Raw genomic sequence first — 21897 nt, 5'->3', positions numbered from 1 at the left:
CCTCTATGCCGGATCAACAACAACCTGCCATACCTGATCGCCCTTACGGGCCGGCGCTTCCGCAGTTGCTGGAGAGTGCGGCCCGTGGAACCCACCGGGGCATCACCTTTGTCGGCGGCTCGTTTCTTTCCTACGCCGATCTGTGGGAGAACGCCGGCCGGATCGCGCAGGGATTGCGCGACCAGGGCGCTTCTCCGGGAGACCGGGCGCTGATCGTCGCCGACGATCCTGAGAATTCCTTCCGCGCCTTCTGGGGATGCGTGCTCAGCGGCGTGGTGCCGTGCCCTGTGGCGCCACCGGCCGACCCCGCCCGGTGGAATGCCCAACTGGAGCACCTGCGCGCGCTCTTGGGCGACCCCTTGGTGATCGTTCCGAAGGCGGCCTACGCGGATCTGCCCGCGCTCGGACTGCCGACCGTAACGGTGGAGGAGATGAGCCAGGCCGAGCCGAGGCACGGGGCACGGTACGCGTCCGCTCCTGACGCTCTCGCCGTTCTGATGCTCACCTCCGGATCCACCGACGCGAGCAAGGCGGTCCAGCTCACCGGCGCCAACTTGCTGGCAGCGCTGGCCGGAAAGGCGGAGGCGCTGGAACTGGGGCCCGACGACACCACGATGAACTGGATCTCGGCCGACCACATCGCCGCGATCGAGGCGCACCTGCTGCCGATGTTCACAGGCGCCGACCAGATCATGGCCACCCCGGCGACCGTACTGGCAGACCCCGTGGAATTCCTGCGGCTGCTCACAGCCCATCGGGTGAGCGTGACCTTTACCCCCAACTTCCTGTTCGGACAGATCAATCAGGCGCTCGCACACGGGCCCGCCCTGCGGGAGGAGGTGGACCTGTCCCGGTTGCGGTACATCATTTCCGGCGGTGAGGCCACCGTGACCGCCACCGCAGGGACGTTCCTGGAGCGGCTTTCCCGCTACGGCTTGCGCCGGGACGTGATCGTGCCCGCCTTCGGTATGACGGAGACATGCGCGGGCAGCGTCTTCAACCGCGATTTCGCGGCGCGCGACCTGGATACGGAGTTCCCGCCGCTGGGCCGCCCCGTGCGGGGACTGCGCATACGTATCGCCGACGACGACGGCACCGTGCTGGCTTCGTCCGACCTCCCCGTACCGGGAGAGGCAGGCGGACCGGGAGAGGCAGGCGGGCCAGGAGAGGCAGGCGGACCGGGCAAGGCAGGCGGGCCGGGAGAGGTACAGCTGCGCGGCACCATGGTCACCGGCGGGTACTTCGGCAACGGCCGTGCCACGGCGCAGGCGTTCACCCCCGACGGCTGGTTCCGCACCGGCGACCTGGGGCGTCTCGACCCCGAGGGCCGGTTGACACTGGTCGGCAGGACGAAGGATTCGATCATCGTCAACGGTGTCAACTACTACAGCCACGACCTCGAAGCGGTGCTGAACGGGCTGGACGAGGTGAAGCCGGGGCAGGTGGCGGCCTTCCCCGTCCGCCCCGAAGGCGCCGACTCCGAACAGCTCGCCGTCGCGTTCGTCCCGGCAGGTGACCCCGCCGACGAAGCCGCCGTGTACCGGGCGCTCGTGGCGATCCGCAGTTCCACCGTGATGCACTGGGGCTTCCGTCCCCAGGTGATCCTCCCGGTCACGGCGGCCCGCATCCCGCGCGGCAACCTCGGCAAGCTCCAGCGCTCCCGGCTGCGCGAAACCTTCGAGGCCGGTGGCCTGGACGACGCGGCCCGCGGCGCGGACGAGGTGAGCACCAGGTTCCTCGGGGCCTACGTGGCGCCCGAGGGAGAGGCCGAGACGGCGCTGGCCGGCATCTACGCCCGCGTGCTGAACGCCCAGGCGGTGCCCGCGACCGCCAGCTTCTTCGATCTGGGCGGCACCTCGCTGGATGTGCTGCGGCTCAAGGCAGAGATCCAGGCCGCGTTCGGCATCGACGACGTGCCGATGGCCACGCTCCTCCAGGCGCCGACCGTGCGGGCACTGGCCGACCGCCTGTCGGCCGGGCCGCACGCGCTCGGGGACGCCTCCTACGATCCGCTGGTACCGCTTCAGGTCACCGGGGACGGCACGCCGTTGTTCTGCGTACACCCTGGCCTGGGTGAGGTGCTGGTGTTCGTCAATCTCGCCAAGTACTTCACCGGCGAACGGCCGTTCTACGCGTTGCGGGCCCGGGGGTTCGGGGAGGGCGAGACCCACTTCGGATCGTTCGCCGAGATGGTTGCCACGTATGTGCGGGCGATCCGGCGGGTCCAGCCGAACGGCCCCTACGCCGTCGCCGGGTACTCCTACGGCGGGGCCGTCGCGTTCGAGATCGCCAAACGGCTGGAGGCCGACGGCGACAAGGTCGACTTCGTGGGCGTCTTCAACCTGCCGCCGCACATCGCGGGGCGTATGAAGGAGATCACCTTCACCGACGGCGCCATCAATCTGGCGCTGTTCCTCGAACTGATCGACGCGGCCGATGTCGGCGAGCTGACCGCCACGCTCAGCGGCCTGCCCGAGGCCCGGCAACTGGCCCGTCTGATCGGCCAGGCCCCGAAGCGGCGCCTGACCGAACTGGACCTCACCACCGAGCGGTTCACCAACTGGGTGCGTCTGGCGCAGAACATGGTGCACCTGGGCAGCACCTATGAGCCGTCGGGAACGGTCGGGCAGGTACGGGTCTTCTACTGCACCCCACTGCGCGGCACCAAACAGGAGTGGCTGGAGCGGCAGCTGCGCCCCTGGGACGACTTCACCCGTGACCGCAACACGTACATCGAGGTCGACGGCGAGCACTACACCCTGATGAGCCCGCAGCACGTGCACACCTTCCAGGCGGTGCTGCGGCAGGAACTGGCCCGTGCGCTCGGCTGAGGACGGACAACGGTATGCAAGGTAAGAAGATTCTCGTGACCGGCGGCACCGGCCAGGTCGCGAGGCCCGTCGCCGAGGCGCTCGCGGCCGGCAACGAGGTGTGGTGTCTGGGCCGGTTCGGTGACCCGGCAGCCTGTAAGGCCCTCCAGGAACGGGGCGCCCGCACCGTCACCTGGGACATGGCCTCCGACGATCTGAAGGGCCTGCCACGCGACTTCACGCACGTACTGCACTCGGCTGTGCGGAGGGGCGACGGCCGGGACTTCGAGGAGACCGCGCGCGTCAACGCCGTCGGCACCGCGCGGCTGATGAGCCACTGCTCGGCGGCCGAAGCGTTCTTGTACGTCTCCTCCGGCGTGGTCTACCACCGGGCCGACCGTACCCACCGCTACCAGGTGGGCGACCCGCTGGGCGGCGCAGCGCCCTGGCTGCCGACGTACCCCGTCGCCAAGCTCACCGCCGAGGCCGTGGCACGGGGCCTGGCCGAAGCCCTCGGGCTGCCGACGGTGATCGCCCGGCTCAACATCGCCTACGGACCGTACGGGCACGGCGGTGTGCCCATGATCCTGTTCAACGAGATGCGTGCGGGACAGCCCTGCGCGGTGCCCCGCGAGGGGCAGAACCACTGCAATCTGCTGCACACCGACGACGTCGTACGCCAGGTGCCGCTGCTGTGGGAGGCGGCACGGTCACCCGCACAGGTCGTGAACTGGGGCGGTGACGAAGAGGTCGGCATCACCGACCTGCTGGAGTACATGTCCGCCCTCACCGGGGTACCGGTCCTGCTCGACCGGGGCGACCACAGCCGGGAGACCGCGCTCTTCGACCACGAAGAGCGCCGCGCCCTCATCGGTGACTGTTCCATCGGCTGGCGGAGCGGTATCGCCCGCACGCTGGCCGACCTGTTCGGCGAATACCGCGACCGCATCGACGCGTACGCCGCAGAGCACGGCACGTACACCGACGAGCACGGCGCCGGCACACCCGTATGACACGGAGCAACGGAGGAGTGGAGAACGTGCTTGTGTACCCCCACTGTGCTCTTGCCGAGGACGGCGGTGGCAGGCCGCCGCGCGAAGCCGGCGGCCGGATGCCCGCGTTCGTCTGTGAGCGAGGCTGATATGCGCAGGTCAGCTGATGTCGATGAACTGGAGCGCGTGCTGTGCGCTGCCCTGGGTTCCGCCGAGCCGGTGTGCTCCGTGGCCCAACTGCTTCCGGAAGCCGACACGTTCGGGGCCCCGGGTCCCTCCGCCCTGGATCCCGCCGCGCTCAAGCGCCCTACGCTCGTGGCCGCCGGAGCCCCGTACGGCCCCACGGGCCCCGCTCCCAGTCCGTACGCCGTCGACGAACTGGTGCGCCGCGCGGGTGCGTTGGACGTACCGCAGATCCTTGTGCCCCGTGTGCGCCGTGGCGAGGACACCGGCGCGTTGCGCGCCGCCGGCTTCGTACCCGTCGCCGCGGGCCATGAGTGTGTCGTCCGGCTGTCCGGAGAGGTGGACGCGCTCCTGCGTGACCGCGTCGGTGCCGGACAGCTCCGTGATCTGCGCCGCCGCCACCGCGCCGTCTCCCAGGACGTCACCTGGGAACGGATACCGCTGAGCGAGCTGGACGGGAAGCCCTGGGCACGCCGGGCCTTCGTGGAACTGCACCAGCGCAGCGCCGAGCGCCACCGAGGACAGGAGAACCTGTACAACGCCGAAGCGCTCGATGCCCTGGCACGCGGCGCGCTGGCCGAGCGTACGGAGATTTTCGTGCGCCGTAGAAAGAACGCCGTCGTCCAGGCCGGGCTGCTGACGGTCTCGCACAACGGCCGGGGCCTGTACTACCTCACGCAGGCCGTCGCGCACGACGATCCCGCCGCGCCGCGCAACCTCTATGTGGCCTCCCTGTACCGGCTGTACCTCCACGCCCGCCGCTCCGGCCTGGACTGGGTACACCTCGGCGAGGGGGACGCCGACCGCATGCGCCGCCTCGGGGCCGACCTGTTCGTGCCTCTCGACCACTGGCTGCGCGCGCCCGCCCCGGCGGCGGCGCGGGACCGGGCAGCGCCAGGAGACGGGGAAAGGGAAAGGGAAAGGGCAGGGCAAGGAGAGAGGGCGGCGGAGGAGCGCGCGCCGTCGCGGTTCGCGGCCCCGCCGGTCGCCACGGTGCCGGCACCGGGCCCGGTCCGCTTCCGCCACCGGCCACGGTTCGACCTCGTCGACCTGTCGAGCAACACCAACCCGTATCTGGGAACCGCGAGTCACTATCCCGAACTCGATACGGCGGAACTGGCCAGGACGTATCTGAGCACCCTCGCGAAACTGCCGGGCCACGAGGGTGTCGGTGCGCTGAGTACGGATCACTTGCTGTTCACCAGCGGCGCCGTCGACGGCGTCATGGCGCTCCTGATGGCACTGACCTCGCCCGGCGAACGAGTCTGTGTCACGCCACCCACCTTCGAGCTGTACGCCCACTTCGCCCACGTCCTGCGCCTGCCCGTCGTCGAGGCCCCGCTACGTGGCGACGACCTGTGCGGGCTCGACACCGAGCGGATCCTCGCGGCCGACGCGCGGGTGACGCTCCTGTGCGATCCGGGCAACCCCGTCGGCACCAGGCTCGACAGGGCGCGTGTACGCGAACTGGTGGAACGCAGCCGGGGGTTGGTGGTCATCGACGAGGCGTACGTCGAGTTCAGCGAGACGCCCTCGTACGCCGGGCTGACCGGAGAGCACGACAACCTCATCGTCCTCAGGACGCTCTCGAAGGCGTGGGGGCTGGCGAGCGCGCGCTGCGGGGTCGCCCTGGCACACCCCGGCATCATCGAGGCGCTGCGCAGGGTGCAGGTGCCCTTCGGGTTCACCAACGCCTCACAGCGCGCCGTACGGAACCGGCTGACCAACTCACGTCCGGTGCTCGCCGCCGTACGGCGCATCCGTGCCGAGCGTGACCACATGGCGGCCACGCTGGCCCAACACCCGGCGGTGGAGCGGGTGTTCCCCTCGGAGGCCAACTTCCTGCTGGTCCGGCTGCACGAGCACGAGCGCGTCATGGACCATCTGCGCGGTGCGGGCATCCTCGTGGCCGACACCGCCCGCCTCGTTCCCGGCACCTGCCGCCTCTCCATCGGCACCCGGCGCGCGAACAACGCCCTGCTCGCAGCGCTCTCCTCCGTCGGCACCGGCCCAGGGTCGCCCGGCCCGGCGGGACCCGGACGGGCGCGGTGACCTCGCGGGCTGCCGCGGCGCGGGTGAGCCCCGACCGGTCGGGGCCCACCCGCGCTTCGCTCGTCAGGCGGGGGTTTCGGCGGTGGCGGTCAGGACCGCTCGGCCGAGGATGTGGCCGGCCATGGTGAAGCCGAGGAAGGCCGGGGTGGCTTCGGCCGGGACGCCGATGGACTCGACGTCGAGGGCGTGGACCACGACGAAGTAGCGGTGCGGGCCGTGCCCCGCCGGCGGGGCAGCGCCGAGGAAGCGCGCCATGCGGGCGTCGTTGGGCAGTTGGAATGCGCCCTCGGGCAGGCCGGACCCGGTGTCGTCGCCCGCGCCCTCGGGCAGCTCGGTGACGGTGGCCGGAATGTCGGCGACCGCCCAGTGCCAGAAGCCGGATCCGGTGGGCGCGTCGGGATCGTAGACGGTGACGGCATAGCTCTTGGTGCCTTCGGGCGCACCGCTCCAGGTCAGCTGCGGGGAGGCGTCCTTCCCGCCGGGAATGCCGGAGGAGTGCTGCTCGGCCGGCCAGATGGCGCCGTCGGCGACGGTGGTGCTGGTGACGGTGAAGGCCGCCGCCTCGGGGAGGCGGGCGAAGGGGTCGTTGGCGCTCATCGCGTCGTTCCTTTCGGGTCGTGCTGCGGGGTAGGTGGTACTGGCGCCGGGCCGGTCGTGCCGACCCGGTCATGCGGGCCCGGTCAGGCCCCGTCGTGCGGACCCGGTCGTCCGGGCCCCGTCGTGCCGGGCCGGTCGTGTGCGGGCCCGGTCGTGCAGGGGCCGACGCAGTACACGCGGCGTTGTGCCGGAGGCGCCGCTGTCGGGCGTGCGCTCACCGATGGATCGACAGTAGCACCAAGAATCGATTATCCGAGAAATCGTCTACTATGGCGCCCATGGCCCAGACGACCCACACCTCGACCTCCTCGGCGAAGCGGATGCTCTCCGAGCAGGTCCACACCTACCTGCGGGACGCGATCATGCGCGGCGACCACTCCCCCGGTGACGCGCTCAAACCGCAGGACCTCGCCAAGGAACGCGGCGTGAGCCTGGCCGTCGTGCGCGAGGCGCTCGTGCGGCTGGTCGGCGAGGGGCTCGCCGACCGGCTGCCCAATCGCGGCTTCGCCGTACCGGCCGTCTCCGACAGCCGATGGCAGGAGATCGCGGAGGCCCGCCGGACCGTCGAACCCGCCGTGCTGCGCATGGCCGTCGAACGCGGCGACGTCGACTGGGAGGCCCGCGTACGAGCCGCCCACCACCGCCTGGCCCGTACCCCGGCGTACGTACCAGGCGAGGGCGAGCACTACAGCGACGCGTGGGCCGAAGCCCACCGGGTCTTCCACCGCACCCTGCTGGAGGGGTGCCGCAACCCCCTCCTGCTGGAGACCTTCGACCGGATGTGGACCGCGAGCGAGCTGGTCCGGCGCTGGTCGGCGCACCGCAACCCCGAACGGGACGGCGTCGGCGAGCACCGTCGGCTGGAGGAGGCGGCGCTGGCCCGCGACGCCGACACCGCGGCCGAGGTGCTGACCCAGCACCTCACCCAGACCGCGGCCGTACTGACCGGCGACTCCCACGACGAACCCGCGGAGCGAGCCTGATGCGCCCCGCCGCCCCAACCCGCCGTGCCGACCCCGCCGAAGGACCTGACCGGCCACACCAGCTGGACCAGCTGGACCAGCCCCACGGACCCCACCGACCGACCACCGATACCGGAGTTACCGCATGACTTCCTTCGAGGCGAGCACCGGCCGCCACCGCCACAACATCGTCCAACCCCTGCACTCCTGCGTCTACTTCGCTCCGGAGCCGGAGGCCGAATTCGCGGCGATCGGGCTGGAGCGCGGACCCATGGCCTACCTCGCGGGCCGAGCGGCCCCGCTCGGGGCAGTCGGCGCGGGCACCGTCACGGCGACGTTCTACAACTTCAACCACGAACATGTGGAGCGGTACATCCCCGCCGCGTGGTCCGTCGCCACGCCGGAGGCGGTGCTCACGGCCCGGTTGCGTGGCGCGGACAGAACGCTGCGGCGGCTGCTCGGCGAGGAAGCCCTCACCTCGAAAGAGATGGCCGAGGCCGCCGAGCTGGCGCTGCGTGCCACCGAGGCGTGCGACCGGGAGGCGAGGCCCCTGTACGCCGCCAACGCCGGCCTCCCCATACCCGAAGAACCGCACGTGGCCCTGTGGCACGCGGCGACGCTGCTGCGCGAGCACCGGGGCGACGGTCACCTCGCCGCGCTGACGGTCGCCGGCCTCTCCGGAATCGAGGCGCTGGTCCTGCACAACGCCACCGGGAAGGCACCGACATCGGCACTGTTCATGCGGACCCGCGGCTGGTCGGCCGAGCAGTGGGCCGCCGCCCGTGACCAGTTGCGCGAGCGCGGCCTGCTGGACGAGGCGGGGGACCTCACGGAGTCGGGTACGGCCCTGCGCGACGAGGCGGAGGCGCTCACCGACCGCCTCGACACGGCCCCCTACGACCATCTCGGCCCGGCCGCCACCACACGCCTCACCGAACTGGCCGGCGGCTTCACCCAAGCCCTCAGGGCGGCAGGCGCCTTCCCCACGGCGCACTTCGGCAAGGGCTGAGGCACCAGCGGCCGGGGCAGCGACCGCCCGGCGCCGAACGCCTCCCTCGACGGCGCGCGCCTGGCGGCAGTTACGCGTGGCCGGTGAACATGGCGACCAGGCTCTCGGGGGAGTTGTCGCCGAACATCAACTCGTGGAGTTTGGCGCCGTCGGTTGCGGCCTCGACGCCGCGTCGGAACATGGCCTGTTCGTACACGGTGAGTGCGCCCTCGATGTCGTCGGGGCGCGCGGCGAGGGCCGTGCCGAGTTCGGAGCCGTCGTACATCGCGAGGTTGGCACCTTCGCCGTTCGGGCCCGAGAGGTGGGCGGCGTCGCCGAGCAGCGTCACTCCCGGTACCCGGTCCCAACGGTGGTCAAGGGGCAGGGCGTTGAGAAGGCGCAGGGTCGGCGGGGTGTCGCCGGCGGTGATCAGTGCGGTGAGTTCGGGTGCCCAGCCGTCGAATTCCCGCGCGATCCGTGCGGTGGCGGTGGCGGCGTCGGTGAAGTCGATGGCGGCGAACCAGTCCTGGGGTTTGTCGAGTGCCACGTACGTGTGCAGCGTGCCGCCGCTCTCGCGGTGCACCTGGATCCCCTTGCCCGGCGCGAGCGCCGACATCGATCCGCCGCCGGCCGCTTTCGCCGCGGCCGGGTGCCGGGCGTCGCTGTCGAAAAGCCAGGTCTCGACGAACGACCGACCTATGTACTCGGGCCTGGCCTCGGAGAGCAGCGGCCTGACCCGCGACCACGCGCCGTCGGCGCCGACCAGCAGGCCCGTTTCCACGGCGGTGCCCTCGGCGAAGGTCACCTCGTGGCGGCCCTCGCCGAGGGAGCGGACGCCGCTGACCTTGTGGCCCCACCTGACGGTCCCGGCCGGTAGCGAGTCGAGCAGGATCTGGCGCAGCTCGCCGCGCTGCACCTCGGGGCGGCCACGCGTGCTGTCGTCGTCGAACAGAACGGTCCCGTCCGAGGCGAGGATCCGGGTTGCCTCGCGGCCCTCCAGGATCAGGCCGCTGAACTCGTCCATCAGCCCGGCCGCGCGCAGAGCCAACTGGCCGTTCTCCTCGTGGATGTCGAGCATCCCGCCCTGCGACCGCGCCGTCGGTGACGCCTCCGCCTCGTAGACGGTGGCCGGGATGCCGTGGACGTGCAGGACGCGAGCGAGGGTGAGTCCGCCGAGTCCGGCGCCGATGATCGTGACATGAGTGCGCATGGTGACTCCTTCACGGAATGAGGCAGCCACCCGGGCGAAGACCGGCGGGACACCTCTGGAATGTCGTTCTATTCGATAGTGGAACAACGCTCCAGAGCTGTCAAAAAGATGGCGCCGCCCTCACGGATCAGGGCGGCGCCGACACGGGGCGGAAGCGAGGGCGGAGGGCGGCAGTTCGGGACGCGCCGCCCGGACCGCGGGGACGCCGGCACGTCGACCGGGATTCGAGCGGATCAGGTCTCCAAGGTCACCCCATGACCGCTTCCGGGCTCAGCTCGGCGAGGCCCCCTTCCGGGCTCAGCTCGGCGAGGCCCCACGAGGGCGCCCGCACCCGGCAGCGCGGTAGCGCAGGGCCGGTGCCATTTTGGCACCACTTGGCATCACCCGAGGTGCCGACACGGAGTCACCGCACCCTCGGAACGGTACGAGGGCATAGCAATTTTGGGGAGTAACTCCAGTTCAGGGCCGTGGCTGCCAGGTTAGGAGCCAAACTGGCTCACCAAGGCACAATCGTTGTGCCATGATGGCGCCATGGACCTCACGCCCTACGTCGACAACCTCCGGCAAGAGTTGGCCGTCGCCGCGGAAGCCGGCGGCGACGATGCCCGCGCCCTCGCCGAGCGGCTCACCGCTCCCCTGGAGTCCGCCGCCCGCCTGACTCTGCTCAACGCACTGTCCGCCGCCATGGGCGAGGTCACGCGGGAGCTGGCGCCGGGTTCGGTCGATGTGCGGCTGCGCGGGCTCGACCCGGAGTTCGTGGTCACGGCGCCGCCCGTACCCGAGCCGTTCCAGGAGGCGCGGGAGCCGGTCGCTGAACCCGCCCCGGCAGCGCCGGCCCCGCCGCACGCGGAGGCCGACGACGGCGCCATGACCCGGATCAACCTCCGCCTTCCCGCCCACCTCAAGGCACGCGCCGAGGACGCGGCGGCGGCGGAGGGGCTGTCGGTCAACGCCTGGCTGGTACGTGCCGTGTCCACCTCGCTCGACGGCGGACAGCGCGCCAGCCCTGCGGGCCGCGACAAGGACGCGGGGCGCCGGGGCTTCACCGGCTGGGTCCGCTAAGGCCGCCGCTCACCGGCCCCACCCCACCCCACTTCACCGGCGGATCGCCGATCCGGCCGACGTCTCACTCATCACCCGCCTCACCAGCGGGACCGCTCACCCACGCCACGAGGACGGGACAGCCATGCCTGCTTTCGACACCCCCGAACCGGTCACCGCCACCCTTGAGTTGGAGGCCGGCACCGCCCACATCACCGCGGGCAAGCGCACCGACACGGTCGTGGAGGTGCTGCCGCGCGACGGTTCCGACGACAACGACGTACGCGCCGTGCAGCAGACCCAGGTCACCTGCTCGGGCGGGCGCCTCACCGTCAGGACGGCCAGGAAGCGGTCCCCGTTCGGCAAGCCCGGCGCCGTCGAGGTCAGCATCGAACTGCCCGCCGGATCCGACGTCCGGGGCGCCTCGGGCATGGGCAGCTTCTCCTGCGAGGGCCGTCTCGGTGAGGTCGTGCTCAAGACCGGGCTCGGCGACATCCAGGTGGACGAGGTGGACAGCGCCAATCTCAGGACCGGCCTCGGCGACATCCGCCTGACCCGGTCGAGCGGGGACATCGAAGTCATCGGCTCGGGCCGGATCGAGGTCGGCACGGTCGCCGGTGTGGCGACCGTCAAGAACGGCAACGGCGCGACCGAGGTCGGCGAGGCCACCGGCAGCCTGGAGGCCAGTGCGGCCAACGGCGACATCTCCGTCGGCGTCGCGCACAGCAGCGTCGGCGCCAAGTGCGCCAACGGCCGGATCGAGGTCGGTGTCGCACACGCCGGGGTCGACGCGATGTCCTCCACCGGCGGCATCCGCGTCGGCGACGTCGCCCGCGGCCGTGTCGACCTGCGTACCTCTGTCGGCAACCTCGAAGTGGGCATCCGCGAGGGCACCGCCGCCTGGCTCGACCTGCACCCCAAGTACGGCACGGTACGCAACTCGCTCGGCTCCGCCTCGGGCCCCACCGGCTCCGACGAGACCGTCGAGGTGCACGCCAGGACCGCGACCGGCGACATCATCATCCGCCGCGCCTGACCCGCCGCGTGCTCCCCCAGCTGTCCCAACTGCCCGTCCACGGAAGGAAAGCGGCATGACCGCGACTCAGCTATCCGCACCGACAGCCGGCAAAACGGCGGCACCGGCGATCACCGCAACCGGGCTGCGCAAGTCCTACGGCGACAAGCTCGTGCTCGATGGCATCGACGTGTCGGTGCCGGCCGGCACCATCTTCTCCCTGCTCGGCCCGAACGGCGCCGGTAAGACCACCGCCGTGAAGATCCTCTCCACCCTCATCTCTGCCGACGGTGGTGAGCTGCGGGTGGGTGGGCATGACGTGGCCGTCGATCCGCAGGCGGTACGCGCCGCGATCGGCGTCACCGGACAGTTCTCCGCCGTCGACGGACTCATCACCGGCGAGGAGAACATGCTCCTGATGGCCGACCTGCACCACCTCTCGAAAAGTGAGGGGCGCCGGGTCGCGGCCCAACTCCTGGAACGCTTCGACCTGGTGGACGCCGCCAGGAAGCCCGCCCAGAGCTACTCCGGCGGCATGAAACGCCGCCTCGACCTCGCCATGACCCTGGTCGGCAACCCGCGGATCATCTTCCTCGACGAACCCACCACCGGACTCGACCCCCGCTCCCGCCACAACATGTGGGGCATCATCCGCGAACTCGTCTCCGACGGCGTCACCGTCTTCCTCACCACCCAATACCTGGAAGAAGCCGACGAACTCGCCCACCACATCGCCGTCCTCGACGACGGGAAGATCGCCGCAGAGGGCACCGCCGACGAGCTCAAGCGACTCATCCCCGGCGGACACGTGCGGCTGCGGTTCTCCGACCCGGCCACATACCGGACCGCCGCCGACGTACTACGCGAGGTCACCCGGGACGACGAAGCACTGTCGCTCTCCATCCCCAGCGACGGCAGCCAGCGCGAACTGCGCGCCATCCTCGACTGGCTCGACTCGACCGGCATCGAAGCCGACGAGCTGACCGTGCACACACCCGACCTCGACGACGTCTTCTTCGCCCTCACCAGCGGCAGCACCAACCTCCCCAACCAGCCCGAGGAGAACGTCCGATGAGCGCACTCTCCCTCACCGTCCGCGACTCGAACACGATGCTGCGCCGCAACCTCCTGCACGCCCGGCGCTACCCCTCCCTCACCCTGAACCTGCTGCTCACACCCGTCATCCTGCTGCTGCTCTTCGTCTACATCTTCGGCGACGTGATGAGCGCGGGCATCGGCGGCGGGAGCGCCGACCGCTCCGACTACATCGCCTACATCGTCCCCGGCATCCTGATGATGACCATCGCCAGCACCGTCGTCGGCACCGCTGTCTCCGTTTCCAACGACATGACCGAGGGGGTCATCGCCCGCTTCCGCACGATGGCGATCCACCGCGGCTCCGTGATCATCGGGCACGTACTCGGCAGTGTGCTGCAATCCGTCATGAGCGTGGTTCTCGTCGGCGCCGTCGGCGTGGCCATCGGCTTCCGCTCCACCGACGCCACGGCGCTGGAGTGGATCGCGGCGTTCGGACTGCTCGCGCTGTTCGCCCTCGCACTCACCTGGATCGCCGTCGGCATGGGACTGATCAGCCCCAACGCCGAGGCCGCCAGCAACAACGCGACGCCGCTGATCCTGCTTCCCCTCATCTCCAGCGCCTTCATCCCCGCCGAAACCATGCCCGGCTGGTTCCAGCCCATCGCCGAGTACCAGCCCTTCACCCCGGCCATCGAGACCCTGCGCGGACTGCTGCTCGGCACCGAGATCGGCAACAACGGCTGGATCGCCCTCGCCTGGTGCCTCGCACTGAGCGTGCTCGGCTACCGCTGGTCGACGGCAGTGTTCAACCGGGACCCCAAGTAAGCGCCAACACCCAACACCCAACGCCCGCAGGAGGATCCCATGGACCCCATGGCGTACGACCCGACGGCAGCCGGCACCAGCGCCGTTCCCAGCAGCGTCAGCGCCGAAGAGCCTCCCACGCTGCCGACCGACCGGCGCACAGGCTGCCCCTTCGACCCGCCCGCCGAACTCGCCGCGCTGAGCGACAAGCCGCTGCGCCGTATGCGCTACGCCGACGGACACGTGGGCTGGCTGGTCACCGGCCATGCCGCGGGCCGCTCGGTACTGGCCGACCCGCGCTTCAGCTCACGCTACGAACTCCTGCACCTGCCATTCCCGATGGGGGACATACCGGAGGAGCTACCGCCGGCGCAGGTCGGCGACATGACCGGCCTGGATGCCCCGGAGCACACCCGTTACCGGCGCCTGCTCACAGGTAAGTTCACCGTCCGCCGCATGCGTCAACTCGCCGAGCGCGTCGAGCAGTTCACCACCGAGTGTCTGGACGCCATGGAACAGGCCGGGCCCACGGCCGACCTGGTGCAGGCGTTCGCGCAGCCCGTGCCCGCGCTCATGATCTGCGAGCTGCTCGGGGTGCCGTACGCCGACAGGGAGCGCTTCCAGAGCCATGTGGCGATCATCTTCGACCAGACGGCGGACATGGAGGCGAAGGGTGGGGCCTACGCCGCGCTGCTCCAGTACCTGAACGAGCTGGTCCTCACCAAGCGTGCCGAGCCGACCGACGACCTGCTCAGCGATCTGACCACCTCCGACCTCACCGACGAGGAGCTGGGCGGAATCGGCCTGCTGCTGCTCGCCGCCGGGCTCGACACCACAGCGAACATGCTCGCGCTCGGCACCTTCGCCCTGCTGAGCAACCCCGACCAGCTTGCGGCCCTGCGCGCCGATCCCGCACTGGCCGAGCGGACCGTGGAGGAGCTGCTGCGCTACCTCAGCGTGGCCGACCCGCTGACACGCTCGGCGCTCAAGGACGTGGAGGTGGAGGGGCAACTGATCAAGGCGGGCGAGACGGTGACCGTTTCCGTGCAGGCCACCAACCGCGACCCGCGGAAGTTCCCCGACCCCGACCGGCTCGACATCCACCGCAGGGCCACCGGACATCTGGCCTTCGGCCACGGCGTCCACCAGTGCCTGGGCCAGCAGCTCGCCCGCGTCGAGATGACCGTCGCGTTCCCCGCCCTCTTCGCCCGCTTCCCCACCCTGCGCCTCGCGGTGCCGCCCGAGGAGGTGCCGCTGCGCGACCGTTCCAACATCTACGGGGTGGTCGGCCTGCCCGTCACCTGGGACAAGGAGGAGAAGCAGCCATGAGCGCGCCTGCCCCGAGCGCTTCGAGCGGGGAACACCCCAGGGAGCCGCTGCGCCTCAGCGCCGACCGTGACCGCTGCGCCGGCGCCGGCATGTGTGCCCTGACGGCTCCCGCTCTCTTCGACCAGGACGACGAGGAAGGGCTGGTGGTGCTGCTGAACCCCGTGCCGGCCCCTGAGCACCGGGCCGCGGCCCGGATGGCCGTCGGCCTCTGCCCCGCCGGAGCCATCGCCCTCAACTCCCCGGACCCCACGGGCACTACGGGCTCCAGGGACTCCCCTGACTCCCCGGGCTCCCCGGACTCCCCTGACTCCTCGGGCTCGTAGCGACCGTGACACTGCCCGGACCGGGAACCCCGCACCGCGCATGGCGCACGGTGAGGGGCTCTCGTGTGTGCGGGCTCCGCCCACCACGCCAAGGGTGGTTGGCGGAGTCGGAGTGGGCGGCGCGGTCCGAGGCCGGTTTCGGGCCCGATCGGATACGCAGCAGGCTCAGGGGAGCCGTAGAGGGGCGTTCGTTCCGCCCTTGGTCTCCACGGTCAGGAACGACAGTACGTCGTCGCCGATGTTCTTCAGGTCGTGAAGGTGGTAACGGCCGCTTGTGAAACGGAAATGCCAGGTCTGGCCGCCGACGTAGGTGATTTCGCGCGTGGTGCCGTCACCGGAGTGCTGCCGGGCCCTGCCGCTTGTGAGGGCTATCCAGAAGTAGTCCAGCACATGGCGGTGGACGGGAATGCGCTCTTCCGGCTGAAGGTGTGTCTCCCATATACGGAGTGAATCGGTCTCTTTCACCAGGGACTGGCCCATCCAGCCGTTGTGGGCGTTGCTGTCGAATTCCTTCCGCAGCTCGGGGCTCCAGCGGGCGAAGTCTTCGGCGACAACGGTCCCGACCAGCGGGAGATCAGCGCAGGAATCACTACCCATGAACCGGTTCCTTTCGGTGTTGGTGTGCTGCGGTGGCACCCGGTCCGCGGGGCGGGGAGCCAGCTCGTTCGCTCAGGTTGTCACGGCAGGTTATAACGGCCCGTTCCGGCGCATCGGTGGCCAACCCGGCGGCGGGGGGCGGGACTTGGGGAATATCAGGCACCTGTCGGACAACGTTGTCCCGGGCAGATTCGGGGGCCATATCGGCCAGTTCGGAGAATCGCCGATAACGTTGTCCCACTGTCCGGCCCGTGGACCTGTGGAGCGTGTGGAGGTAAGAGCCTGTGACCGCCGCACCTGAAGGGTCGCTGCCTCTCGTCCCGTATCCCGCCTCTGTGCGGGTATGCCCCGGTTCGCTGCGCCTGGACGGCTTGGGCGGCGTAATCGCAGGCGCGACGGGCGGCACGGCGGGCGGCGTAACGGCCGGCGTACGCGTCGAGTACGGCCGGGACACGGCACGGGAAGGCGCGCTGCTGCGCGCCGCGCTCGATGAGAGCCGGGTGCTGGTAGGTCCGGACGGTGACCGGGAACTGCCGTATGTACGTCTTTTGTTGCGGGACATCGACGGCGTGGGTGCCACCGGGGACACCCGCTCCGAGGCGTACCGGCTGGAGATCGCGCCCGGTGGCGTGGAACTGCGCGCGAGTACGGGGCAAGGGCTGGCGCGCGGCGTCCAGACGCTGCGCCAGCTGCTGCTGGCGTACGGGCACGAGCTGCCGTGCTGCCTCGTGGAGGACGCGCCGCGCTTCCCGTGGCGGGGGGTGATGCTGGATGTGGCGCGGCACTTCCTGCCCAAGCGTGCCGTGCTGCGCATGCTGGATCTGGCCGCCCTGCACCGCCTCAACACCGTCCATCTGCATCTGACCGACGACCAGGGCTGGCGGCTGGAGGTGCCGGGTCTGCCGCTGCTCACCGAGGTCGGTGGCTGGCGCGAGGGCACCCTGACCGGACATGCGACCCAGCCGTCGGGGTACGACCCCACACCGCACGGCGGCCATTACACGCGCGCCGACCTGGCGGAGATCTCCGCGTACGCGGCGGCACGGCATCTGACCCTCGTACCCGAGGTGGACATGCCGGGACATGTGCGGGCGGCCCTCGCCGCCTACCCCGAACTGGGCGTGACAGGGCCGCACAAGGTGGCGGGCGGCTGGGGTGTCTCGGACCATGTGCTGGCGCCCACCGAACGGGCGCTGGACTTCGCGCGGGACGTGCTGGACGCGGTCTTCGACGTGTTCGACGGGCCCGTGGTGCACCTGGGCGGCGACGAGTGCCCGCGCACCGAGTGGCGCTCCAGCCCCGCCGTACGGGCGCGGGCGCGTGAACTGGGCCTGGCCTCCGTCGAGGGCATCCAGGGCTGGTTCCATGGCCACCTCGCCGCGCATGCGCGGGCCGCGGGACGGCGGGTCGCCGGGTGGGACGAGATGGTGGCCTCCGGTGACGCGCCCCCTGACGCGCTCGTGCTGGCCTGGCGGGACTGGATCACGCCGGGTGTGGCCGGCGCCGCGCTCGCCGCCGGGCACGACATCGTGCAGTGCCCCACCGGCTTCACCTACCTCGACCACTATCAGTCGGAGGACCCGGGCGAGCCCCTGGCCCAGGGCGGCCACCTGCCGCTGGAGAAGGTCGCCGCCTTCGAACCGCACACCGCCGGTATCCCGGAAGGCACCCTGGAGGCGCCGGGTGCGGGGCGTGTGCTGGGCGTTCAGGGGCAGCTCTGGTCGGAGTACCTGCCGACACCGGAGGCCGTCGAGTACATGGCCTTCCCCCGCCTGGGCGCCCTCGCCGAGGCGGGCTGGACACCGCCGGCGACCCGCGCGGCACACCCGTTCATGGCACGTGCAGCCGCGTACGCCTCCCTGCTCGACAGATGCGGCGTCAACCACCGCAGCCCGACCGGCCCGAGCCCCTGGCAACGCGGCGGCACCGGCCCCCGCGCCCGACCGGCGACGGCCCGCGCGGAGGAGGAACGGGAGCCGCCGACCCCGGACCGGGCGGGCGCCGAGGAATCCGTGACCACACGGGAGGGGGCGACCGCACGGGAGGCAACGACCGCACAAGAGGCGGTGACCGCACAGGAGCCTGTGGCCGCACAGGAGTCTGTGGAGGCGGGCGGCTTCGCGAGGGACGAGGGCTCCGCACGTGCTCAGCGTTCCGCCGGGGCCGAGGGCGCAGCCTGTGTCGGGGGGTCGGCCGGTGTCGAGGAGTCGGCGGCTGAGCATTCCGTTGCCGGGAGCCGGGCGCAGGGGTGGCGGCCGACGATGAAGGATGTCGCCGCTTCCGCCGGTGTCTCGCTCAAGACGGTCTCGCGCGTCGTCAACGGCGAGCAGGTGAACAAGGAGATGGCCCGCCGTGTGCGCGAGGCCGTACGGCGGCTGGGTTACCGGCTCAACGAGAGCGGGCGGGTGCTGCGGCGGGGCGGAAGGTCGGGCACCGTCGCGCTCGTGCTGCCCTCGCTCGCCGACCCGTATCTCGCCGGAATCGCCGAGGCGGCCGAGCGGTGGGCCCGCTCGGTGCGGCGCGCGCTGCTGCTCAGCGCGACGGACGACGATCCGGCGGCCGAACGCGAGGCGCTGGCCGCGCTCGTGGCCCGGGGCGTCGACGGTCTGCTGCTCGTGCCGTCCAGGCGCTCGGGGGCGGGCGCGGGACCAGGACCGGGGCCGGGACCAGGACCTGGACCGGGGCACGACCTGGCGGTGGTGACCCTCGGCCGCCCGCTGCCGGGGGACGGCGCTGGAACGGTCGCCGACACCGTGTTCGGTGACGAGGCGGTGGCCCTGCGCGCGGCGCTGGCCAGGCTTCCCCGGGGCACGACGGCCGGCTATCTCGGCCGCCCCGGCGAGGAGTTCACGGGCCGCGAACGGCTGCGCGCCTTTCACGAGGCGGCGGAGGCGACGGGGGTCGCGGTGGGGCCCGTGCTGTGTGAGGCGGCGCCGCCGGGTGAGAGCGTACCCATGGCGCTGGCGCTGCTGGGTGACACACCGGTGGACGCGCTCGTGCTCGCCGACGGGCCCCTCGCCACGCATGCGCTGCCCCTCGCCGCCGCCGCGCCCGGCGCCCCCCGTACGCTGCTGGTGCACGACGTGGCGCCGTCCCAACTGATCCCCTTCGCGGGCACATTGGCCGTACGGTCCCTCACGCCGCCGCCCGCTGTACTCGCCCGCACGGCAGGGCAGCTCCTCGAAGCCCGCCTGCGAGCCCCGGCCCAAGCCCCCCGCACTGTGTACGTCCCCGTTCCCCAGGAGGCAACGTGAGCGAGCCATACCCCGACACCGTCTCGCCCGCGCCCGAGGGCCGTGCCTGCGCCTTCGTCCCGCAACCGCGCCGCGTCACGGCGGCCGACGCGCCCGCCTGGCGGCCGGGCGCCAGCACCCGGGTGCTGGTGCAGGAGCGGCACCACGACCGGCTGGCGCCGACGGCCCGGGTACTCGCCGAGGACCTGGCACGCCAGGGGTACACCCCCGGACTGCCCGAGGTCGCGCCGTACGCCGGGGAGTCGGAGGCGGGCCCCGAGGACCTGGTGCTGCGCCTGGACACCGTTTCCGGAGCGCCGGGCGGCGAGCAGGAGGCGTACCACCTGACGCTCGCGGCGCCTGCCGTCCTCACCGCGCACACCGAACGCGGCGTGCACCAGGCGGGCCGTACCCTGCTCCAGTCGCTGCGCCCGGCCCAGCCGCGCGTCGCGTGGGAGGTCACGGACTGGCCCGCCTACCCCGTACGAGGGCTGACGGTGGACGCGGGGCGCAGGGCGTTCAGCGTGCGGTGGCTGGAGGGGCTCATCCGCGAGCTGTCGGCGCTGAAGCTGAACGAGCTGCACCTGCATCTGTCGGATTCGCTCGCCTTCCGGGTGGAGAGCGGTACGCATCCGGAGATCGTGTCCCCTCAGGCGCTCACCAAGGCGGAGTTGCGGGGCCTGGCCGGGCTGGCGGCGCGGCATCACATCGCGCTCGTACCGGAGTTCGACACGCCGGGCCATCTGCGCTCGGTCCTGGAAGCACACCCCGAGCTGCGGCTGCGGCTCGCCGACGGCACGGTGCGCGGCGAGAACCTGGACTACTCGCTGCCGGAGGCACGCGCGCTGGTACGCGACCTGCTGCACGAGTACGCGGAGCTGATGCCGGGCGACCTGTTCCACCTGGGCGGTGACGCGTACTTCGGCAACTTCTGGGAGCCGGAGCACCGCATCACGCCCGAGCTGGCGCCGCAACTGGCGCGGTACGCGCGGGAGCACGCGGGGACGGAGGAGGCGACGCTGCACGACGGGTACGCCGCCTACCTCAACGAACTGGCCGGTGTCCTGCGCGCACACGGCAAGCGGGCCCGCGTGTGGAACGACGAGATCGTGCCGTCCGGCGCCGTACGCCTCCACCAGGACGTACAGGTGGACACCTGGATCCGCTGGAGCCACGCGCAGCCGTCGGCCGCCGACTACCTACGCGCCGGGTACGACGTGGTCAACGGCCACGGCGACCACCTGTACTACGTGCACGCCGGGGAAGCTCCGCACATGGCGGGCCCCGGCTCGCGCGGCAAGAAGTCGGCGCCCGGGATCTACGAGGACTGGACGCCGCGCACCGTGATGGACGCGCCGGGCGAGGACGCCGAACTGCTCGCGGACGAGCCCGGCGTACAGGGCGGCGGCACGCTGCTGGGCGCGCACATGTCGGTGTGGTGCGACGCGCCGGGGCCGGCAACGGAGGACGAGATCGCTCAGGACACCGCGCCGTGGAAGCGTGCCTTCGCCGAGCGCATGTGGTGCCCTTCGGACTCCGCACGCGACCACGAGGCTTTCGAGAGGAGATACGCCGTGCTGGACGCGGCGCGCTGAGCCGCCACCGGTCACCAGGTCAGCCATTGAGGACGAAGGAGAGCGCGGTGGAGGAAGTGCCGCCCAAGCGGCCCACCATGAAGGACATCGCCCGCGAGGCCGGCGTCTCGGCGAGCGCGGTGTCCTTCGCGCTGAACAACCGCGCCGGGGTCTCGCCCGGAACCCGCGCCCGTATCGAGCGGGTGGCCGAACGGCTCGGCTGGCGGCCCCACTCGGCCGCGCGTGCGCTGTCGGGTGAGAGCGCGGGGGTGCTGGGCATGGTGCTGGCCCGGCCTGCGGGGAGCCTCGGGGTGGAGTCGTTCTTCCTTCAGCTCATGTCCGGTATCCAGCGTGCGCTGGCGCCGCGCGATCACGCGCTGCTGTTCCAGATGGTCGACGACCTGGACAGCGAGTGCGAGCTGTACCGCAGGTGGTGGGCCGAGGGCCGGGTGGACGGCGTCGTCGTCGTCGACCCGCGCACCGAGGACCCGCGCCCGGCGCTGCTGGCCTCGCTCGGGCTGCCTGCCGTGGTCGTCGGCGGCATGGAGACGGGGGGTCAGGCACCGCCGACGGGACCGAGGCTGTCCAACGTGTGGGCGGACGACACGGCTGCGATGGTGACGATCGTGCGCCATCTGTACGGGCTCGGCCACCGCCGTGTCGCGCACATCGGGGGCATCGGCGGGTTCGCGCACACCGAGCGCAGGATCGAGGCGCTGCGCGCCGAGGCGGCCAGGGCCGAGCTGGCCGACGCGCGCTCGGTGACCACCGACTACACCGATGCCCAGGGCGCTGAGGCGGCTCGCGGACTGCTGGCCCAGACGACCCCGCCCACGGCGCTGATCTGCGACAACGAGGTGATGGCCGTGGCGGCCGTGAGCGTGGCAGCTGAACGGGGGCTGGCCGTGCCGCGCGACATCTCCATCGTCTCCTGGGAGGACTCGGTGCTCTGCCGCACCCTGCACCCCCAGCTGACCTCGCTCTCGCGGGACACCGAGGAGTTCGGCCGGCATGCGGCCGAAGCGCTCCTCGCCGTCCTCACGGGCGGCCCCGGACGGCGCGTGACGGTCCCGCTGCCCCGGCTGATCCCGAGGGAGAGCACGGCCCCTCCCCCGGGCGGCTGAACCGGCTTGCGCCGCGCCGGCTCGA

Annotated in this window: 17 protein-coding genes; 14 read left to right on the top strand and 3 right to left on the bottom strand. The window is 71.5% G+C overall.

What is annotated here, in order from left to right; all coding sequences use genetic code 11:
- Positions 1-5: 5 nt before the first annotated feature.
- The 3 genes from NMN56_RS34685 to NMN56_RS34675 all read left to right on the top strand — a co-directional run bounded on the left by NMN56_RS34685 (position 6) and on the right by NMN56_RS34675 (position 6037).
- Positions 6-2831 (top strand): non-ribosomal peptide synthetase, encoded by a 2826-nt coding sequence (locus NMN56_RS34685; protein ID WP_274041315.1) that lies wholly within the window; start codon positions 6-8, stop codon positions 2829-2831.
- A 14-nt stretch (positions 2832-2845) separates the two neighbouring features.
- Positions 2846-3823: an NAD-dependent epimerase/dehydratase family protein gene (locus NMN56_RS34680; RefSeq protein WP_274041316.1), complete on the top strand. Its 978-nt coding sequence runs from the start codon at positions 2846-2848 to the stop codon at positions 3821-3823.
- A gap of 129 nt (positions 3824-3952) precedes the next feature.
- The gene (locus tag NMN56_RS34675) at positions 3953-6037 is read left to right on the top strand and encodes an aminotransferase class I/II-fold pyridoxal phosphate-dependent enzyme (RefSeq protein ID WP_280842698.1); all 2085 of its coding nucleotides are present in this window, start codon (positions 3953-3955) and stop codon (positions 6035-6037) included.
- A gap of 63 nt (positions 6038-6100) precedes the next feature.
- On the opposite strand, the gene NMN56_RS34670 is transcribed toward NMN56_RS34675, so the two are convergent.
- Positions 6101-6634: a YbhB/YbcL family Raf kinase inhibitor-like protein gene (locus tag NMN56_RS34670; RefSeq protein WP_274041318.1), complete on the bottom strand. Its 534-nt coding sequence runs from the start codon at positions 6632-6634 to the stop codon at positions 6101-6103.
- A gap of 278 nt (positions 6635-6912) precedes the next feature.
- Between NMN56_RS34670 and NMN56_RS34665 the strand changes: the two genes are divergently transcribed.
- Positions 6913-7617, top strand: a complete 705-nt coding sequence (locus tag NMN56_RS34665; RefSeq protein WP_274041319.1) for a GntR family transcriptional regulator — start codon at positions 6913-6915, stop codon at positions 7615-7617.
- A gap of 124 nt (positions 7618-7741) precedes the next feature.
- Positions 7742-8605: an SCO6745 family protein gene (locus NMN56_RS34660; RefSeq protein WP_274041320.1), complete on the top strand. Its 864-nt coding sequence runs from the start codon at positions 7742-7744 to the stop codon at positions 8603-8605.
- A gap of 70 nt (positions 8606-8675) precedes the next feature.
- On the opposite strand, the gene NMN56_RS34655 is transcribed toward NMN56_RS34660, so the two are convergent.
- Positions 8676-9794 carry an FAD-dependent oxidoreductase gene (locus tag NMN56_RS34655; protein WP_274041321.1) on the bottom strand — a complete coding sequence of 373 codons (1119 nt, stop codon included), beginning with the start codon at positions 9792-9794 and terminating at the stop codon, positions 8676-8678.
- Positions 9795-10325: 531 nt separating this feature from the next.
- Between NMN56_RS34655 and NMN56_RS34650 the strand changes: the two genes are divergently transcribed.
- The 6 genes from NMN56_RS34650 (at position 10326) to NMN56_RS34625 (ending at position 15344) form a co-directional block, all read left to right on the top strand.
- Positions 10326-10856 (top strand): toxin-antitoxin system HicB family antitoxin, encoded by a 531-nt coding sequence (locus NMN56_RS34650; protein WP_274041322.1) that lies wholly within the window; start codon positions 10326-10328, stop codon positions 10854-10856.
- A 124-nt stretch (positions 10857-10980) separates the two neighbouring features.
- Positions 10981-11871 (top strand): DUF4097 family beta strand repeat-containing protein, encoded by an 891-nt coding sequence (locus tag NMN56_RS34645; protein WP_274041323.1) that lies wholly within the window; start codon positions 10981-10983, stop codon positions 11869-11871.
- A 55-nt stretch (positions 11872-11926) separates the two neighbouring features.
- Positions 11927-12925, top strand: coding sequence for an ATP-binding cassette domain-containing protein (locus tag NMN56_RS34640; RefSeq protein ID WP_274041324.1), 999 nt, complete (start codon positions 11927-11929; stop codon positions 12923-12925).
- Positions 12922-13713, top strand: coding sequence for an ABC transporter permease (locus NMN56_RS34635; RefSeq protein ID WP_274041325.1), 792 nt, complete (start codon positions 12922-12924; stop codon positions 13711-13713). Before NMN56_RS34640 ends, NMN56_RS34635 begins: the two co-directional genes overlap by 4 nt.
- 48 nt (positions 13714-13761) lie before the next feature.
- Positions 13762-15021 carry a cytochrome P450 gene (locus NMN56_RS34630; protein WP_274041547.1) on the top strand — a complete coding sequence of 420 codons (1260 nt, stop codon included), beginning with the start codon at positions 13762-13764 and terminating at the stop codon, positions 15019-15021.
- Positions 15018-15344 (top strand): ferredoxin, encoded by a 327-nt coding sequence (locus NMN56_RS34625; RefSeq protein ID WP_430542788.1) that lies wholly within the window; start codon positions 15018-15020, stop codon positions 15342-15344. Before NMN56_RS34630 ends, NMN56_RS34625 begins: the two co-directional genes overlap by 4 nt.
- Before the next feature lie 165 nt (positions 15345-15509).
- Here the strand turns inward: NMN56_RS34625 and NMN56_RS34620 are convergent, their stop codons facing one another.
- On the bottom strand, positions 15510-15941 hold the full coding sequence (locus NMN56_RS34620; RefSeq protein WP_274041326.1) for a cupin domain-containing protein: 432 nt from the start codon (positions 15939-15941) through the stop codon (positions 15510-15512).
- A 284-nt stretch (positions 15942-16225) separates the two neighbouring features.
- On the opposite strand from NMN56_RS34620, the gene NMN56_RS34615 reads away from it, so the two are divergent.
- The 3 genes from NMN56_RS34615 (at position 16226) to NMN56_RS34605 (ending at position 21872) form a co-directional block, all read left to right on the top strand.
- A complete protein-coding gene (locus NMN56_RS34615; RefSeq protein ID WP_280842699.1) occupies positions 16226-19195 on the top strand; it encodes a family 20 glycosylhydrolase in 2970 nt (989 codons plus the stop codon).
- The gene (locus tag NMN56_RS34610; RefSeq protein ID WP_274041328.1) at positions 19192-20769 is read left to right on the top strand and encodes a family 20 glycosylhydrolase; all 1578 of its coding nucleotides are present in this window, start codon (positions 19192-19194) and stop codon (positions 20767-20769) included. The genes NMN56_RS34615 and NMN56_RS34610 overlap by 4 nt, the downstream gene beginning before the upstream one ends.
- 77 nt (positions 20770-20846) lie before the next feature.
- A complete protein-coding gene (locus NMN56_RS34605; RefSeq protein ID WP_274041549.1) occupies positions 20847-21872 on the top strand; it encodes a LacI family DNA-binding transcriptional regulator in 1026 nt (341 codons plus the stop codon).
- Positions 21873-21897: the final 25 nt, after the last annotated feature.

This window comes from Streptomyces iconiensis, assembly GCF_028657195.3.
In the GTDB taxonomy this organism is placed as follows: Bacteria; Actinomycetota; Actinomycetes; order Streptomycetales; family Streptomycetaceae; genus Streptomyces; species Streptomyces iconiensis.
Note: the sequence above shows the minus strand (reverse complement) of the source record. Positions and strands in the feature narration are given on the sequence as shown.

What these genes read in the sequence shown, in the direction of transcription:
- NMN56_RS34685 (WP_274041315.1), top strand. Translation starts at nt 6, where the DNA reads ATGCCGGATCAACAACAACCTGCCATACCTGATCGCCCTTACGGGCCG.
- NMN56_RS34680 (WP_274041316.1), top strand. Translation starts at nt 2,846, where the DNA reads ATGCAAGGTAAGAAGATTCTCGTGACCGGCGGCACCGGCCAGGTCGCG.
- NMN56_RS34675 (WP_280842698.1), top strand. Translation starts at nt 3,953, where the DNA reads ATGCGCAGGTCAGCTGATGTCGATGAACTGGAGCGCGTGCTGTGCGCT.
- NMN56_RS34670 (WP_274041318.1), bottom strand. Translation starts at nt 6,634, where the DNA reads ATGAGCGCCAACGACCCCTTCGCCCGCCTCCCCGAGGCGGCGGCCTTC.
- NMN56_RS34665 (WP_274041319.1), top strand. Translation starts at nt 6,913, where the DNA reads ATGGCCCAGACGACCCACACCTCGACCTCCTCGGCGAAGCGGATGCTC.
- NMN56_RS34660 (WP_274041320.1), top strand. Translation starts at nt 7,742, where the DNA reads ATGACTTCCTTCGAGGCGAGCACCGGCCGCCACCGCCACAACATCGTC.
- NMN56_RS34655 (WP_274041321.1), bottom strand. Translation starts at nt 9,794, where the DNA reads ATGCGCACTCATGTCACGATCATCGGCGCCGGACTCGGCGGACTCACC.
- NMN56_RS34650 (WP_274041322.1), top strand. Translation starts at nt 10,326, where the DNA reads ATGGACCTCACGCCCTACGTCGACAACCTCCGGCAAGAGTTGGCCGTC.
- NMN56_RS34645 (WP_274041323.1), top strand. Translation starts at nt 10,981, where the DNA reads ATGCCTGCTTTCGACACCCCCGAACCGGTCACCGCCACCCTTGAGTTG.
- NMN56_RS34640 (WP_274041324.1), top strand. Translation starts at nt 11,927, where the DNA reads ATGACCGCGACTCAGCTATCCGCACCGACAGCCGGCAAAACGGCGGCA.
- NMN56_RS34635 (WP_274041325.1), top strand. Translation starts at nt 12,922, where the DNA reads ATGAGCGCACTCTCCCTCACCGTCCGCGACTCGAACACGATGCTGCGC.
- NMN56_RS34630 (WP_274041547.1), top strand. Translation starts at nt 13,762, where the DNA reads ATGGCGTACGACCCGACGGCAGCCGGCACCAGCGCCGTTCCCAGCAGC.
- NMN56_RS34625 (WP_430542788.1), top strand. Translation starts at nt 15,018, where the DNA reads ATGAGCGCGCCTGCCCCGAGCGCTTCGAGCGGGGAACACCCCAGGGAG.
- NMN56_RS34620 (WP_274041326.1), bottom strand. Translation starts at nt 15,941, where the DNA reads ATGGGTAGTGATTCCTGCGCTGATCTCCCGCTGGTCGGGACCGTTGTC.
- NMN56_RS34605 (WP_274041549.1), top strand. Translation starts at nt 20,847, where the DNA reads ATGAAGGACATCGCCCGCGAGGCCGGCGTCTCGGCGAGCGCGGTGTCC.